The 15706-nt window shown below is 43.4% G+C and carries 12 protein-coding genes; 11 read left to right on the top strand and 1 reads right to left on the bottom strand.

What is annotated here, in order from left to right; translation table 11 throughout:
* The first annotated feature begins 277 nt into the window (after positions 1 to 277).
* From AC0YOD_RS16535 to AC0YOD_RS16505, 7 genes are all read left to right on the top strand, one after another.
* Positions 278 to 1021 carry a hypothetical protein gene (locus tag AC0YOD_RS16535; protein WP_475800425.1) on the top strand — a complete coding sequence of 248 codons (744 nt, stop codon included), beginning with the start codon at positions 278 to 280 and terminating at the stop codon, positions 1019 to 1021.
* 55 nt (positions 1022 to 1076) lie between these two features.
* A complete protein-coding gene (locus AC0YOD_RS16530; protein WP_475800424.1) occupies positions 1077 to 4463 on the top strand; it encodes an S-layer homology domain-containing protein in 3387 nt (1128 codons plus the stop codon).
* A gap of 79 nt (positions 4464 to 4542) precedes the next feature.
* Positions 4543 to 5238: a cytochrome c biogenesis CcdA family protein gene (locus AC0YOD_RS16525; RefSeq protein ID WP_475800423.1), complete on the top strand. Its 696-nt coding sequence runs from the start codon at positions 4543 to 4545 to the stop codon at positions 5236 to 5238.
* An 11-nt stretch (positions 5239 to 5249) separates the two neighbouring features.
* The gene (locus tag AC0YOD_RS16520; RefSeq protein WP_475800422.1) at positions 5250 to 5825 is read left to right on the top strand and encodes a TlpA family protein disulfide reductase; all 576 of its coding nucleotides are present in this window, start codon (positions 5250 to 5252) and stop codon (positions 5823 to 5825) included.
* Between the two features lie 441 nt (positions 5826 to 6266).
* Positions 6267 to 7166: an EAL domain-containing protein gene (locus tag AC0YOD_RS16515; protein WP_475800421.1), complete on the top strand. Its 900-nt coding sequence runs from the start codon at positions 6267 to 6269 to the stop codon at positions 7164 to 7166.
* A 53-nt stretch (positions 7167 to 7219) separates the two neighbouring features.
* Entirely contained in the window at positions 7220 to 8434 is a 1215-nt protein-coding gene (locus AC0YOD_RS16510) for a chromate transporter (RefSeq protein WP_475800420.1), read from the top strand.
* A gap of 112 nt (positions 8435 to 8546) precedes the next feature.
* A complete protein-coding gene (locus AC0YOD_RS16505; RefSeq protein WP_475800419.1) occupies positions 8547 to 9185 on the top strand; it encodes a histidine phosphatase family protein in 639 nt (212 codons plus the stop codon).
* Positions 9186 to 9513: 328 nt separating this feature from the next.
* On the opposite strand, the gene AC0YOD_RS16500 is transcribed toward AC0YOD_RS16505, so the two are convergent.
* Positions 9514 to 10407, bottom strand: a complete 894-nt coding sequence (locus AC0YOD_RS16500; protein ID WP_475800418.1) for an AraC family transcriptional regulator — start codon at positions 10405 to 10407, stop codon at positions 9514 to 9516.
* Positions 10408 to 10554: 147 nt separating this feature from the next.
* Here AC0YOD_RS16500 and AC0YOD_RS16495 point away from each other — a divergent pair, with 147 nt between their 5' ends.
* The 4 genes from AC0YOD_RS16495 (at position 10555) to AC0YOD_RS16480 (ending at position 15650) form a co-directional block, all read left to right on the top strand.
* Complete coding sequence (locus AC0YOD_RS16495) at positions 10555 to 12801, top strand: beta-L-arabinofuranosidase domain-containing protein (RefSeq protein ID WP_475800417.1); 2247 nt, start codon at positions 10555 to 10557, stop codon at positions 12799 to 12801.
* 179 nt (positions 12802 to 12980) lie between these two features.
* Positions 12981 to 14582, top strand: coding sequence for a histidine kinase N-terminal 7TM domain-containing diguanylate cyclase (locus tag AC0YOD_RS16490; protein ID WP_475800416.1), 1602 nt, complete (start codon positions 12981 to 12983; stop codon positions 14580 to 14582).
* A gap of 22 nt (positions 14583 to 14604) precedes the next feature.
* Positions 14605 to 15264 (top strand): response regulator, encoded by a 660-nt coding sequence (locus tag AC0YOD_RS16485; RefSeq protein WP_475800415.1) that lies wholly within the window; start codon positions 14605 to 14607, stop codon positions 15262 to 15264.
* A 47-nt stretch (positions 15265 to 15311) separates the two neighbouring features.
* Entirely contained in the window at positions 15312 to 15650 is a 339-nt protein-coding gene (locus tag AC0YOD_RS16480; protein WP_475800414.1) for a winged helix-turn-helix transcriptional regulator, read from the top strand.
* Positions 15651 to 15706 lie beyond the last annotated feature (56 nt).

Genomic DNA, 15706 nt, shown 5'->3' with positions numbered 1-15706 from the left:
TTTTTTCTAGAGAAACCAAGTCATTTTTTAAATCCGATAATTTCTATAGGAATATTTAAAAAAGTATTGACAGGGGGTATGGGGGTGATTATGATTGAAGCATGCACCGAGAGATGCAATATCATTTTGTAGGATATATAAGGATCATAGTCTACTGGACGGCCAGAGATTTGACGAAGCGCAGCAATGTTTGCGCGAAGTTGGATCTCTTTTTTTATCCTCACAAAAGGTAAAAAATGTAAATACTAATAGCCATGGGCGAAGGGGATGTTCAAGTATGAAGAAATTTTCAGTATCCATTATTATCGCTTCACTAGCTTTTGTCATCTTAACTTATGCAGCGGTGTCTGCTAATAAGGAAGCACATGCAGCTTCAACAGTTGAAGAGAATGTCGTTAATTCGGAGGTTGCAGCGGCTGAGGTTCAAGCAGAGGCTCCCGTTGTAGAAGCAGTAGATTCATCTAAAACAATTGCTGCAGAAGTTGTTGTGCCTCAACCGGCGGCTGTAGAAGCGATAGTTGAAGCCGTAGAACAAGAGGCGAAGCCAGTGGCTGTTGATTCGACGGTTAAAGAAGAGGCTGTGACTACAGCAACTACAGCTAAAGAAGAAACTGCAGTTGCGCCAGCAGCAGCTGGTAAAAAAGAAGTTAAAACAGCGACAGACACAGCAGCTAGCCAATCGCCCGCAGCTTCACCAGCACCAGCAGCAAAGTCATCCACTGGAACGACTGTGGCTCCAGCTGCACCGGCAGCTTCATCTAAATCAACAACTCCATCAACGAATAAACCAGCAGTAACTACTTCAACGAAAGAAGTGAGCCAGCCTGCAGCAACAACGCCTCCAAGCGAGAAGAAGTCAATCTCATTCACAAATAAAGAATCTAACCAACCAAAGGCTGTAGAGGCTCCAAAAACAACGACGTCATCGACTAATTCATTATCACCGTCATCTTCAACTCCTGCAGCCCCAGCTCCATCAGCGGATGAGGATTGCGAAATTGATGGGGAAGAAAACTGCTAATCCGTTTGGCTCCTAATTCGCGTTTTCAAATAAAAAATAAAGTGGGGGAGAAACCATGCTGCTAAAATCCAGAGCAACCAAAATTGTTTCGTTGTTATTGGCAATCGTCATAGCTCTGCCTGTGTTTAGTGTCAGTGCGAGCGGTTCAACAACACCGACAACAAGCCGTAATAGCACTTATACAACTTATTTCAATGATATCTATCCTAATCTCACCGATCCAAACCATGTGTACGAATCATTAACTTATCATCAACTTGATTATCTGCTTGAACAAAGCGGGACGTATGTGATCTTGTTCGGCGGCGCTTGGAGCCAAGATACACAATCCGTAGCCAGCTATATTAATGAGGTTGCTAAGCAATACGGCGTTTCAAAAGTATATAACTTTGATCCGCGATTAGATGGGAAATCCAGCAAGCTGGATATTATCGATTCTAATAATAGCCCTTATTCAAGAAGATATGTTGATCTTGTAAACAAGTATTTAACGAACTTGGGTGATTTCGTAGATGGTGATGACAAGGTTACCTATACCCATGTAACAACCGGCTCAACTGGCAAAACTAATACAGGCGAGGCAGTTAAGGTAGAAACACCGTTTTTATTCGTTTATAACAAGGATCACAAAGAGGGAGATGTCGCTGCTCCTATCGTCTCTGCATTGGAGTCGAAAGGTACGGTTGCAGCTGAGAATGCGGATGCTTACAAGCAGTTAGTAAGCGGCGTGTTCGATAAAATTTCCACGAATCAAGTTGCTGATTATGATCTATTCGATAATGAGCGTTACATTAAAGACTCTTATAATAAATTTGCAGCTCCAGATGTGATTTTCGATGAGACAGATGGTGAGATCGTGATCGATCCTGTCACTTATGATGAATTGGATCATATTCTGGGCAGCGAAGGCAACTATGCGATATTCTTCGGTTGCTCCTGGTGCCCGAATACTCGGGCGATTGCAAAGCTCGTTAATGATTATGCAAAGCAACATAATATTGATAAGGTGTATAACTTTGATACGAAGCTGGATGGCGGTATCGGGGGAACTCCGGGTGTTCCTTCCGGAACAGACTATGCTAACTTGCTGCAGATCCGTACGAACAATCTGGATATTACTTATCTTTACACCGATCTGGTTAATAAGCATTTAAGCAATCTCACAACTGAAAATAGTCAAGCGGCGACACCGAGCATTATTAGTTATACGAATGACACAGGAGAGAAGATAGGTGCTACAAGGCTTCAAGTACCGTTCTTGTTCGTATATAACAAAGACAACCAGGATGCTGATGGCAAGGACGCTCCGATCCTTGGACATATAGAGCTTATGTACACTTGGTCTACTATTCAACCAAACTATGTATACCAAGATGTTACTGCAGGTCCGCGCAATACGTATATAGCAGCGCTAAATGAGACTTTTTCCAGAATAGAACCAACTCCATCTCAGTTAGTTGCTAAATCACCAACATCGGCAGCCAACAACGATGGTCAAATTACAGGCACAACAACAGCTTTGGAATATAAGCGCGATGGTGCCGAGAGTTATACTGCTGTATCCGGTGACGCTATTACAGGTCTTGCACCTGGCACGTATCTAGTCAGATACGCGTCCAAGAATGGCTATAATGGTCCAGTAAATAATGCTGGGGGCAAAGTAGCGGTTCCTTATCCGGCGGGTAAATCGGTTGAGATCGTTATTGAAGGCTTTGGCGAAATCGAGCAAGCAGCCCCGACCGGCTTAGCGGGTGTTAAGCCAACTTCACAGGATAATAATGATGGTAAAATTACGGGAACAACGACAGATCTGGAATATAGACTGCTAGGTGCTGAAAGCTATAAACCAGTGACTGGAACAACGATCGAAGGATTAACGCCAGGCGTATACCAAGTCAGAGTCGCTGCCAAAACAGGATATAGCGCAAGCCCCTCCGTATCTGTGACCGTACCGTCGAATGGAAGTCTTGTACAACCAGCACCAACAGGAGTGGCGGGTATAGCACCAACCTCTTCAGCGAACAATGATGGTCAAATTACAGGCGTATCTGCTGCGCTTGAGTATAAGCTGGATGGAGCAACTGCCTATATTCGTGTAACGGGTAATCTGATTACGGGGTTAGCAGCGGGCACTTATCATGTTCGCTATGCAGCTAAGGAAGGCTATCTTGCAGGTGAAGTGCTTAATGTAACGGTTCCTGCCTACACGGCTCCTCCGACAACGAGTGTACCGTCGGTAACACCGCCACCTACTGACAACAGCAACATAGATCCAAAGGTGTCAACGACAGTCCCTGCGGCATCGACTGATGAAGCCACAGGAGAGACGTTAGCTGCAGTAGGCAAGGATACGGTTAAAACGCTTATTGATGGAGCAAAAAAGATTGAGCAAGCAGGAAAAGCTGCAGTAGTGGAGTTTAAAGTTGAGGGGACAAATAAAACGACTTCCACACAATTAACGATTCCTAGAGCTTCCTTTAATGAATTGGCCTCAGAAACAAAAGCAGAAATTAAAGTAGATGTAGGCTTTGGAACAGTGAGCTTCGATGCTCAAGCAGCAGATAGTATTGGTGCGGCTGCTGCGACAGGTGATATCAGCATCATAATCTCTAAAGTTTCGTTGACTGAAGAAGGCAAGGAAGTATTAGGGGATAGACCCGCATATATCTTCTCCGTTTATGCAGGCGACAGCTATCTCTCGAGCTTCGGCGGAGGAAATGTTCATATTAGTCTTCCCTATACGCTGCAAGCAAATGAAGATCCAAATGCAGTAATTGTTTATTATGTTACGGAAGAAGGCGAACTGCAGCCGATTCGTGGTCAGTACAATGCTGCGACGCGGACTGTTGATTTCAAGACGACACACTTCTCGCAATATATTATTGGCTACAATAAAATATCTTTTGCGGATGTCCCTGTTACGGCTTGGTACGAAAATGCAGTTAGCTACTTGGCTGCACGAGACATTACAAAAGGCACGGATGATAAACATTACAGCCCAGGCGCTGTTGTCACAAGAGGTCAATTCATTGTCTTGTTACTGAGAGCCTATGGTATTGAGCCGCAAGCGAAGGAAGAGAACAATTTTGCTGATGCAGGAAATACCTACTATACATCTTATCTTGGTGCTGCTAAGAGACTTGGAATCACGACTGGAATTGGTGATAACAAGTTTGCACCGGATAGCCTGATTTCGCGTCAAGAATTGTTTACGATTCTCTATCGTGCGCTTGATGTGCTAGGTGAAACTACTACATCGGCAACGGGGGCAACCGTATCGAGCTTTACGGATGCAGACCAGATCGCAAGCTATGCAACGGATGCATTTAAGTCATTCGTTGAGAGCGGTGTCGTTACAGGCAATAACGCTAAGTTGAATCCGAAAGGAAACTCCACTAGAGCAGAGGTTGCAAAGGTGCTGTACAATCTGCTTTCCCAATAAGAATGCCATGGGAAAAGGTTTAACCGAATGGGTAGCCAATTGGCTACCCATTTTACCCATACAGAGGGAGGGGAGCAGCATGGATTATATTCTAGCGTTCTCAGCAGGGCTGCTATCCTTTTTATCGCCTTGTGTCCTACCGTTAATTCCTGTTTTTCTAAGCTATATGGTTGGCGCATCCGTTGCAGAAATCCATACCAGCAAAGCGAAAATGAATGTCTTAATTAAAACGATATTTTTTGTCCTCGGATTCTCGATTGTATTTATCGCACTCGGGGTTACGGTTAGTTCTATAAGTAAGCTTTTTACCGACCATATGCGATTAATCCAACAAATCGGCGGTATTCTCATTATCTTATTTGGACTTCACATGACAGGTGTATTCAAGCTGAAGTTTCTGTACAAGGAGAAGAGATTCATGCCAAAAGATTCCACGGGCAAGAGCTTTGGCGCTCTTTTATTAGGAATGGCCTTTGCCGTGGGCTGGACACCTTGTATTGGACCGATTCTCTCCACCATTCTGATCTATGCTGGCAGTATGGAAACGATTAACAAAGGGATCATGCTTCTTGTCTTCTACTCCATTGGTTTTGCCGTACCATTCTTGCTCTCTGCGCTATTGGTCGAGCATCTGATCAAGCTGTTAAAGAGGATTACGAAGTATATTCCGATTATCGCTGTTATTAGCGGGATTATTATGATTGTGATGGGGATTCTTGTGTTTACGAATAGGCTTGAAGTGTTCAGTAAGTACGGCAGTTTATTTAATCTATAGAGGTGTGAAGCATGAAGAAAAGCTTGTTATTGTGGGGCGTGGGTCTCCTTCTGATCATCATTGCAGGATATGTTGTCAATAATAACAATTTAGAAGAACCTGCAATTGTCGCAGCCTCTTCATTAAATGAAAGCGGGCAGGCGAGCGATGATGCTCCTGTGATTGAGGAACGAGAACAAGCGATTGATTTTACCGTTACTGATTTACAAGGAAATGAAGTTAACTTGCATGACTTCAAGGGCCGCAATGTGTATATCAATTTCTGGGCAACCTGGTGTAAGTGGTGCATTTACGAAATGCCGGATATGGAGAAGGTGTACAACGAGTATAAGGATGAGAATATCGTGCTCTTGGCTATTAGTGTTGGCGAGGATCATGACAAAGTTGCCAAGTACATCGATGAAAATAACTATTCATTCCCTGTCTTTCTCGATCCCGATAAAGTGGTGACAAAAGCATACGGTCTTAGATCTATTCCCGTATCGATTTTTATTGATAAGAATGGAAATATTGCTCACCATCGGGTTGGTGCGATGAAAGAGGAGCAGATGAAAGAAGTCATTGATCAATTACTAGCCGAGCATTGAGAGTCATATTGGATATAGACCCAATGTATATGACGATACAATCGAAAGTGAAATAAATAAAGACAGACTCCTACTGTAGTAAGTTAGAGTCCGTCTTTTATTTATAGCCCAAAATCAACAGCCGTTTTATAATATAGAAGAAGCCATCACACGAAAAAAATAATTGAGACTCTAATGTGGATGAGCGCCTTATGAATAAGTTTTAAAAAACACGTACGAGCCTAATCATTGCCGATGAATCGGTCGAATGAGCGGGATAAATCGAACGGACTTTTTACTAGTCAGATATGATCTAGGACAAGTCCGTTTTTTTATCATGCTATTTCTTGGAACTTAGAATACGAGGAGGTAGAAGTGTTGGAATGCAGAAACTGTTTAATAGAAGAGTTAAGGTTTGAAATCAGGGTTGAAGGAGCTCAAAACCTACATGTTTTGCCCGAAGTGATTAAACACTTATATAGAACAAAAACATTACATAAAGTAACAGAAAATAGATTAACCATTAAGGAATCTGGAGTAAGGGATTTTATTGATTTCTGCAACGATCATATGCATCCAGAGGACATTAGCTTTCGCATTCATGATCAGGAATGGAGACCTCTGTCGGAGGGTGCAGCTATTCTTGACATGCAATGGATTGATGAAGTTATTGTAAAGGAGTTAATTACCTGCCATTTTCAACCGATTGTAAATAGAAATGAAGACATTTATGCGTATGAAATTTTAGCTAGATTTAAAAAAGATGATGGGTCTCTTATTTATCCCAATGATATTTTTAATGCGGCAAGAAACCGCGGTCGATTATACGCACTGGATCGAATATGCAGAATGACGGCAGTCAGATATGCCGCACCGTTAAATAAAAAAACCTTTATTAATTTTATTCCTACCTCGATTTACTCACCGGAGTTCTGCTTGAAATCGACAGTTAAACTAGCTAATGAACTAGGTGTAGATCCATCTCTATTCGTTTTTGAAGTCGTAGAAACGGAGAAAGTAGATAATCTTCCTCATTTGAAGAGAATTCTAACGTATTACAAGGAAAAAGGATTCCAGTACGCGTTAGATGATGTTGGGGAAGGGTACAGCACCATCGAGATGTTAACAGAGCTTATGCCGCATTACATGAAATTGGATATGAAGTATGTTCAAGGGGTTTCTGAGGACGTAACCAAACAGAAGGTAGCTAGAGCTTTTTTGGAAAAGGCTATAAACATACAATCCGTTCCGTTAGCGGAAGGGGTCGAAACGAGGGAGGACTTTGAATGGTTGAAGCAAAGCGGCTATCAACTTTTTCAAGGATACTTATTTGGCAAGCCCGATCCGATTCCAAAAAGGTAGTGTAAGAATGGTTGGTAGTAGAAATAAAAAAAAGAAAGAGGAGTAATCCTTTTATGGATGAGAAGAAGCAAGGGACATCAGAATATGCTCGAAAAAGTACATTTTCCACGCTTATTGAGGTGCTGAGTGTTTCGACCAAACTTGGGCTCACCTCCTTTGGAGGGCCAGCCGCTCATCTTGGTTACTTTCATAATGAATACATTCGTCGTAGAAATTGGATGGATGAACGAAGCTATGCTGATCTTGTAGCGCTTTGTCAGTTTCTCCCCGGTCCTGCAAGCAGTCAGATTGGCATTGGAATTGGTATTGTAAGAGCCGGAGTGCTAGGTGGGCTAATTGCTTGGTTAGGCTTCACTCTTCCTTCGATTATTATGCTAGTGGCGTTTGCATTCCTGCTTCAGGGCTATGATATAGCGGGTGCGGGATGGATTCATGGACTGAAAATCGTAGCTGTAGCAATTGTAGCTCATGCCATTCTTGGAATGGGGCAAAAGCTTACACCCGATCGGAATCGGGTTACAATAGCCGTGATTGCAGCAGCGATTACGTTGTCATGGCACACAGCCTACAGCCAAGTGCTTATCATCGTTGCGGCTGGGCTTGTCGGCCTCTGGCTATATCGAAAGAATGCTGTAGATGGAGTACAGGATCTTAAAATTGCAGTTAGTCGATCCTTTGCCATCTGCTGCTTGGCTTTGTTTATTGCTCTGCTTATAGCCCTTCCACTTCTCAGACAATCAGGAGAATTTGGATGGTTAGCGATGTTTGACAGCTTTTATCGTTCTGGTTCTTTGGTTTTCGGTGGGGGGCATGTTGTACTTCCACTGTTGGAGCGAGAAGTTGTTCCAACGGGATGGATTAGCCAAGAGGACTTCTTGGCGGGTTACGGTGCTACGCAAGCGGTACCGGGACCTTTGTTCACCTTTGCAAGTTATCTTGGAGCTATGGCTGGGGGTATAAGTGGAGCGATCGTTGCTACTCTAGGCATTTTCTTACCAGCATTTCTTCTAATTGTCGGTGCACTGCCATTCTGGAATACGTTAAGAAAGAGTCCGAAAATCCAAGGAGCATTGGTAGGGATTAATGCTGCTGTGGTCGGTATTTTGCTTGCTGCTCTATACGACCCGCTTTGGACAAGTGCCATTTTGGAACCGATGGATTTTGCACTAGCAGTCATTCTATTTATTATGTTGGTCTTTTGGAAGCTTCCGCCTTGGGTGGTTGTTCTTAGCGGTGCAGGGGGAGGCATGCTGCTGGGGCTTATATGATTCAAAAAAAGCGGGCAGGGAGCGGATTATCGTTCCTTACCCGTTTTTTATTCTCTCTCCTTGCGCACACTATAATATAAAAATAGTGGATTCAGAAGGAGTAGATGTGAAGATGAAAAGACTAGTTTATTTATGTATGCTTTTTTTACTTTTTCTTATTCCGGTACAAATGGTCAGTGCGTTAGGAAACACAACGAAAGCGAGTCCAGTGAACCCATCATTATTAAATTCACTGCGTCAGGGTGGATACATTTTATATGTAAGACATGGAGAAGCAACGGTGGGAGAAGATCAACCGGGCTACGTTCTTAGCGATTGCGCTACCCAAAGAAATCTTTCCGATGAAGGAAAAAGACAAGCTTCACTTTTTGGACAAACGATAAGGCGTTTACAAATTCCCATTGAAACGCCGGTTCAGGCAAGTCCCTTTTGCCGAACAAGAGAGTCTGCTGAATTAGCTTTTGGAGATGGAAATGTACAAGTCGATCCATTCTGGATAAATATTTACAATTTAAGTAGTGGTGTAACCCCATCAGATCGGGAACGCACACTAGCAGCATTGAATTCTAAACTAGAGAAAGTACCGTCTTCTGGAACCAATAAAGTTATTATTGCTCACAGTTTTCCTTCAGGCGTTGGTTTAGGAGAGATTCCTTATGCAGGAACAGTAGTTGTGAAACCAAGAGGTGAGGGCTATGGTTACGATGTTATAGACACCATTTCATTAGAAGAGCTAATGAGTTTACAGTGAGGTTAATGACTAGTTGATAGTATTTTAGATGATTTTAATTGTCTTCTCATTTAGTCTTGCTACAATTAAGGCAATTCCCTAATGAGAGGTATGCGCAATAAATGAATATGTATCAGCATCGTATCCTTGGGTTACTTAGGGTTCCTATATTACTGTTGCATGCAGGCGGTTCGGCAATAGCAACGGTCATCGCAAGCCTTTGGGACAGGGGCTCTTGTCGCAATACTTGAAAGAAAAGTGGAGAAAAATATGAAACCAATCTCGGAGGACCGATGATTGGTTTTTTTGATATGTCCGCATAATATGTTTTACGTTCTCGATCCTCCCATTAAACATTATTAATAAATGTTTTATGGTAGGCGTTACGATATTGTGTGGGGGTCATATTCTCGTATTTACGAAACAGCCGCAAGAAGTATTTGTCATCAGGAAAGCCTGTCTCAGCAGCAATATCCTTTATGCTAAGCGCTGTTCTGGTTAATAGCTCCTTCGCTTTATTCATTCGTACCGTATGAATAAATTCCAAAGGCTTCATTAGTGTATGCTGCTTAAACAGCCGCGCTAAATAATCCTTGTTGTAATTGAATTTCTCCGCAATGATCGCAACGGTAAGAGGCTCGTATGCGTGAATCCTCGTCCACTCTGCAATTTTACTGAACGTGACATCTCCATGTGTGCGGATCGGCTTTGCAGCGAACGGATGGAGAGTATGCTCAGACAGCTCAATTAAGAGCGAGGTGAACAAATAATTAACGCTTGAATAGGTCAAGTAACCGGAGTTGGCGACATGTAGGATTTGATTGGCTAATATGTTGATTCGATCGGCTTGCTCGAACCGTATAAACTGCTGCAGATACAAATTATGCACAGACCATAAGCGCTGCGTGCGTGAGTAGATTTGTTCCGCTTCCTGTCTCATTTCCTCCTCTCCTAGTAATTTCCCTTCACTCGCCAGTTCAAAATGAAACCAATAAAAGGTAACGCCAGGCCGCGATTCCTTGTAACCGGAGTGAGCACGACCGGGCATTAGAAGAAGAACCTCCCCAGGACCTACCTCAAAAGAATTATTTTCTTCGCGCATATATACGGTTTCGTTCACGCCAATGATTAGCTCATAGTTACCAATAGTACGATTTACATGCGTCCATGGGGACTCAGAAATAAATTCGCCTGCTGCCACGAAATGAACGGGTACATCGGCATTTAGCTTCAAATAGTTCATGCCGTTCCTCCTACTTATGAATAAGTCGGTTTTGTCCACCGATTGTAAGGTTAAGCTACCGACAAACCAGCATTCTGATGATATCTTATGGAGTAAAATATACACTTGTCGAAAGAACCTGGCAAGGTAAATGAAGGAGAGATTTTCTTGAAAACGCAGGCATTTAAGTTACAAAATGTACGAATCGAGTCGGGGCCTCTTTACCGTGCGATGGAGCTAAATACATCGTATTTGCTCAAGCTGGAGGCTGATCGGCTTTTATCGCGTTTTCGTGAATATGCTGGCCTAGAGACAAAAGCTGCTCACTATGAGGGATGGGAAGCGCTTGGTATTAGCGGTCATACTCTCGGACACTATATATCGGGCTGTGCGCTCATGTATGCTTCCACAGGCAATGTGGAGCTGCTTGACCGCGTTAATTATGTAATTGATGAACTAGAGTTGTGTCAGAATGCGCACGGCAATGGATTTATTTCCGGCATTCCCCGCGGCATAGAACTATTTGAGGAAGTGAAGAAGGGAGATATCCGCTCACAGGGCTTTGACCTTAACGGTGGATGGGTACCGTTGTACACGATACATAAGCTATTTGCGGGATTAAGAGACGCTTATCGATTGGCTGAGAATAAAAAAGCATTGAAAATTGAAACGAAACTAGGGCAATGGCTGGAGGATGTATTCGCAAATCTAAATCATGAACAGGTGCAAGAGGTGCTTCGTTGTGAATTTGGAGGTATGAATGAGGCACTCACTGACTTGGCAGAGGACTCCGGTGATGATCGGTTTCTTGCATTAGCTGAACGCTTCTATCATGGTGAAGTGTTAAATGATCTTGCAGTCCAGAAGGACACGCTTGCAGGAAGGCATGCAAATACTCAAATCCCTAAAATCATCGGGGCTGCAAGACAGTATGAAGTAACGGGTCAGGAGCATTATGCTGGCATTTCTCGTTTCTTCTGGGATCGAGTCGTGAATCATCACTCCTATGTCATAGGCGGCAACAGCTACAATGAGCATTTTGGGGAGCCTGACAAGCTGAATGACCGATTGGGCGAGGGCTCATGTGAGACGTGTAATACGTACAACATGTTGAAGCTGACGAAGCATATGTTTCAATGGGACGCCTATGCGGCCTATGCCGATTATTATGAACGGGCTATGTATAATCATATATTGGCATCACAGGAGCCAATTGACGGCCGTGTATGCTATTTCGTATCACTTGAAATGGGCGGACATAAATCATTTAACTCACAGTTTGACAGCTTTACATGCTGTGTCGGTTCAGGAATGGAAAGCCATTCGATGTACGGATCGGCTATCTACTTCCATAGTGAAGACGAGCTTTATGTCAATCAATACGTACCTTCTACGGTAGTATGGGAGGAGCAAAGCGTCCGTCTAAAGCAAGAGACAACCTTCCCGGAAGAAGGACATGGCGTTTTGCGAATCAGTGCGCTTAAACCGACGAGATTCACACTAAAGCTAAGATATCCATACTGGGCTGAACAAGGAATGAGCATAAAGATAAACGGAGAATCGATTCCGGTAGACGTGACGAAGACCAGCTATGTCGTTCTGGAGAGAGTGTGGCAGGAGGGGGACCTTGTCGAATATGACATGCCGATGTCCGTAAGGATGGAGGCTATGCCGGATAACCCGAATAGAGTGGCGTTCTTATACGGACCGCTTGTGCTTGCAGGAGATTTCGGATCCATTGATGCAGAGCCAAGCAGTGAACGAGCGCTTGCTTCCGTATTAATTGGAGATCGCGAGACATTGTCAGCCAGCTTCGAGCCTTCTGGTTTAGAAAAAAATGTGTTCGAGATGAAAGGTATAGGATACGCCGGCGATTATGAGCTTCGTCCTTTCTATCACATGCATGATCATCGCTATTCGGTATACTGGGATTTGTTCACACCAGCGGAGTGGATGCAGGCCGAGGCTGAATACCGTTCAACCATCGAGAGTAATTTGCTTTTGGAGCAGCTAACCGTCGATTCTGTTCAGCCAGCTGAAATGCAGCCGGAACGCGACCATAACTTTGAGGGTGAGTTTGTAGGTTTAGGAAAAATATATAACCGAAAGTACCGAGATAGCTGGATCAATGGCTGGTTCTCCTTCAAGATGGAAGTATTGCCGGAAGAGAAGGTCGATCTTGTGGTGACGTATTTGAAATCGAATGACACTTCGGTCAGCTTTGATCTATTTGCTGACGGTCAGCGGCTCGGTACAGGTGTTCTTGAGTCTGAGGAAATGAATAAGCTTGAGACGATTCGTTACGAGCTCTCTCCAACTGTCACGAGCGGGAAATCGGCTGTTACGATCAAGTTTGCATCTCATCAGGATCGCAAGGTCGGTCAAGTGGCTGGATTGCGTATTATTAAGGTTTAAGTAGACAAGATAAAGAGACTGCATGAAGTAACTTCATGCAGTCTCTTTATTCATTTTATTCGGAAAAGGTTCTACAAGATTCGACAACATCATCCCACATTATATTCTATTTATGATAACATCAAATGAGGTAGACAGGACTGCATGAAAACCTAATTTGTAAGTGGAGTGTATGAACCATGGGAACGCCTTATTCCGCTATTTTAACCCTTATTGTTACGGCTGGCGTCATTAATGTCATTATGGGTATTTACGTATTTTTTAACCGATCGAAGAAGTTGATGTCTAGAGCCTTTGTCGCACTAAGTTTGTTGTCGGCTATTTATATATTTGGATCAGCGCTGGAGCTGTCCTCCGATTCACTAGCGGAGGCTACATTCTGGATTAAGGTTGAATATCTAGGCTTGCCATTTCTTCCTCCCATTAATCTGCTGCTAGTCATGCAATTCCTCGGCATGGACCGCTATTTAAAGCCTCCTTTACGCGTTGGGCTATTCGTTATGCCGCTCATTACCTTGGTGCTTGTCATGACGAATGAGGCTCATCATCTCTATTACCGCGCTATTGAGATTAGGCCGGATATGGATTTTCTAAAAGTAGATCTTAACGTAGGACCTTGGTATCTTATTCAAGGCGCCTATACCTTCGGCTGTTTATTTGGCGGTGTCGTTCTACTGCTGTTCTATTGGAACCGCATGAAGTCTTCCTATCGCTTGCAGCATATAACTATGTTAATTGGATTATTACTTCCGTTAGCCGGGGATTTTGCTTATCTCGGCAATCTGACACCCCAAGGTGTGGATCCTATTCCTGTCCTATTAGTAGCAACCTCAGCTATATATATGTGGGCACTGGCTTCAAAGGGATTGATGAATGTTGCGCCGATCGCTCGTGATAATCTCTTTGATAGTATGGGTGACGCAGTACTGGTACTCGATATGGAAAATAAACTTGCCGATTATAATCCTGCCGCGGCACTTGTTATGCCTGAGCTATCGACGAATATTCTTGGGCGATCGATTGAACCCTTCTGGCTTCTGCACACGAACAGGCCACTCATTGATCCGACAAGCTTGAATCAGAATGAGCAGGATGTCGGGTTATTAAATATTCAAGAAACGTTGTGGAAAATAAATGGGGAATCCTATTACTACGATATTCGATCGTCAATCATCAGAAAGAAGAGCGGGCAAGAGACGGGGAAGTTAATTGTTCTAATCGATGTCTCAGAACGCATTCGACTTCAGAAGCAGCTTCAAGAGCTTGCCTATCATGATGGATTGACGGGAATATTTAATCGGATTCATTTTATACAGTTGAGCGAAACACTCTTAACGCAATCTCTACTGAACGGAAAATCGCTTGCGTTGCTCATGTTCGATATTGATCACTTTAAACGAATAAATGATGCGTATGGACATGATATTGGCGATCAAGCATTGCTTCACGTCGTTAGGATCTGCACTAGCTTGCTGCGTACGGATGATATATTTGCCCGTTATGGGGGGGAAGAGTTCGTGGTAGCTATGCCGGACTTGTCACTGACGGAAGCTGCGGCAGCGGCACAGCGCATTCGTGATGAATTGGAAAGGCAGCCTATGGCATTCCCACAAGGACTGCTATCTGTTACGGCCAGCTTTGGCGTAGCTGCATCAAGCAATGATTTTGCATATGGGGATGGACTCCATTTGTTGCTGAAAGCTGCAGACAATGCGCTATATGAAGCGAAGCATGCTGGGCGGAACATGGTGCGTATAGCAGATAACTACAGGAAGGTTTAATGATTGGGGGATAGGCTGCTGGATGATAAAGATTATAATTGCGGATGATCAGATGCTGACGAGAGAAGGACTAAGAACCATTTTAGATTTGGAAGACGACTTTGAAGTGATCGGTTTAGCTCGTAATGGAGCAGAAGCCTGCGAGCTGACTGCCGAGCTTCGTCCGGATCTCGTAATGATGGACATTCAAATGCCAATTATGGATGGTATTTCTGCATTGAAGCAAATTAAAAAAAATAATCCGGATACCTTTATTCTCATACTATCTACGTTTCTTGATGACGATTATATTATGGATGGCATGGCAAATGGTGCGAGCGGTTATTTGTTAAAGGATATGGAAGCCGATAAAATGATCGCATCAATCCGAGATACAGTGTCTGGTCAGTTTATTTTACCAATAGCTGTAGCGTCCAAAATGGCAATCAAAATGTCCCAGAAGGCGATGGATTACAGTTTTAATGAGTCGGCAGTTCGGGATCAACGCCTTCATCTGACAGAACGGGAGAAGGAATTGGCTGAACTTGTTATTAAAGGCTTTAACAATCGTGAGATAGCCGTTTCCCTTCAAATTACAGAGGGAACAGTCCGCAATTATATTAGTAATCTTTATGGTAAATTGGAAGTTGTTGATCGCGTGCAGGCAATCGTACGGCTTCAAGCCATTATGCTGGATCAATAGACAAAAAACAGGTTAATTTAGAGGCATATAGGATAGGGGTTGATGGGTTGGGTGATTTGCATTTTAAAGAAACGGTAGAACTGACGTTGAAGGTAATAGGCGGAAAATGGAAGCCGGTAATCCTGTGTCATTTAACGGAAGGCACACATAGATTTGGTGAGTTGAAACGAGAAATGCCGCAAATTACGCAAAAGATGTTAACGCAACAGCTGCGTGAATTAGAGGAAGATGCAATCATTGATCGTAAGGTGTATGTACAAGTTCCGCCTAAGGTGGAATACTCCTTAACCGAGTACGGATTAACGGTGAAGGAGCTGCTAAACGTCATGTCCCAGTGGGGAGAAAAGCACCAAGAAAAGGAAAAAGAAAATCGGCAATCAAAGTGAAACGCTCAGTCATAGTTCCCAAATGGGTACTACGTTACATGAAAGTGCGTACTTAC

This window comes from Paenibacillus sp. J31P13, from assembly GCF_056269295.1.
Note: the sequence above shows the minus strand (reverse complement) of the source record. Positions and strands in the feature narration are given on the sequence as shown.

What these genes read in the sequence shown, in the direction of transcription:
- AC0YOD_RS16535 (WP_475800425.1), top strand. Translation starts at nt 278, where the DNA reads ATGAAGAAATTTTCAGTATCCATTATTATCGCTTCACTAGCTTTTGTC.
- AC0YOD_RS16530 (WP_475800424.1), top strand. Translation starts at nt 1,077, where the DNA reads ATGCTGCTAAAATCCAGAGCAACCAAAATTGTTTCGTTGTTATTGGCA.
- AC0YOD_RS16525 (WP_475800423.1), top strand. Translation starts at nt 4,543, where the DNA reads ATGGATTATATTCTAGCGTTCTCAGCAGGGCTGCTATCCTTTTTATCG.
- AC0YOD_RS16520 (WP_475800422.1), top strand. Translation starts at nt 5,250, where the DNA reads ATGAAGAAAAGCTTGTTATTGTGGGGCGTGGGTCTCCTTCTGATCATC.
- AC0YOD_RS16510 (WP_475800420.1), top strand. Translation starts at nt 7,220, where the DNA reads ATGGATGAGAAGAAGCAAGGGACATCAGAATATGCTCGAAAAAGTACA.
- AC0YOD_RS16505 (WP_475800419.1), top strand. Translation starts at nt 8,547, where the DNA reads ATGAAAAGACTAGTTTATTTATGTATGCTTTTTTTACTTTTTCTTATT.
- AC0YOD_RS16500 (WP_475800418.1), bottom strand. Translation starts at nt 10,407, where the DNA reads ATGAACTATTTGAAGCTAAATGCCGATGTACCCGTTCATTTCGTGGCA.
- AC0YOD_RS16490 (WP_475800416.1), top strand. Translation starts at nt 12,981, where the DNA reads ATGGGAACGCCTTATTCCGCTATTTTAACCCTTATTGTTACGGCTGGC.
- AC0YOD_RS16485 (WP_475800415.1), top strand. Translation starts at nt 14,605, where the DNA reads ATGATAAAGATTATAATTGCGGATGATCAGATGCTGACGAGAGAAGGA.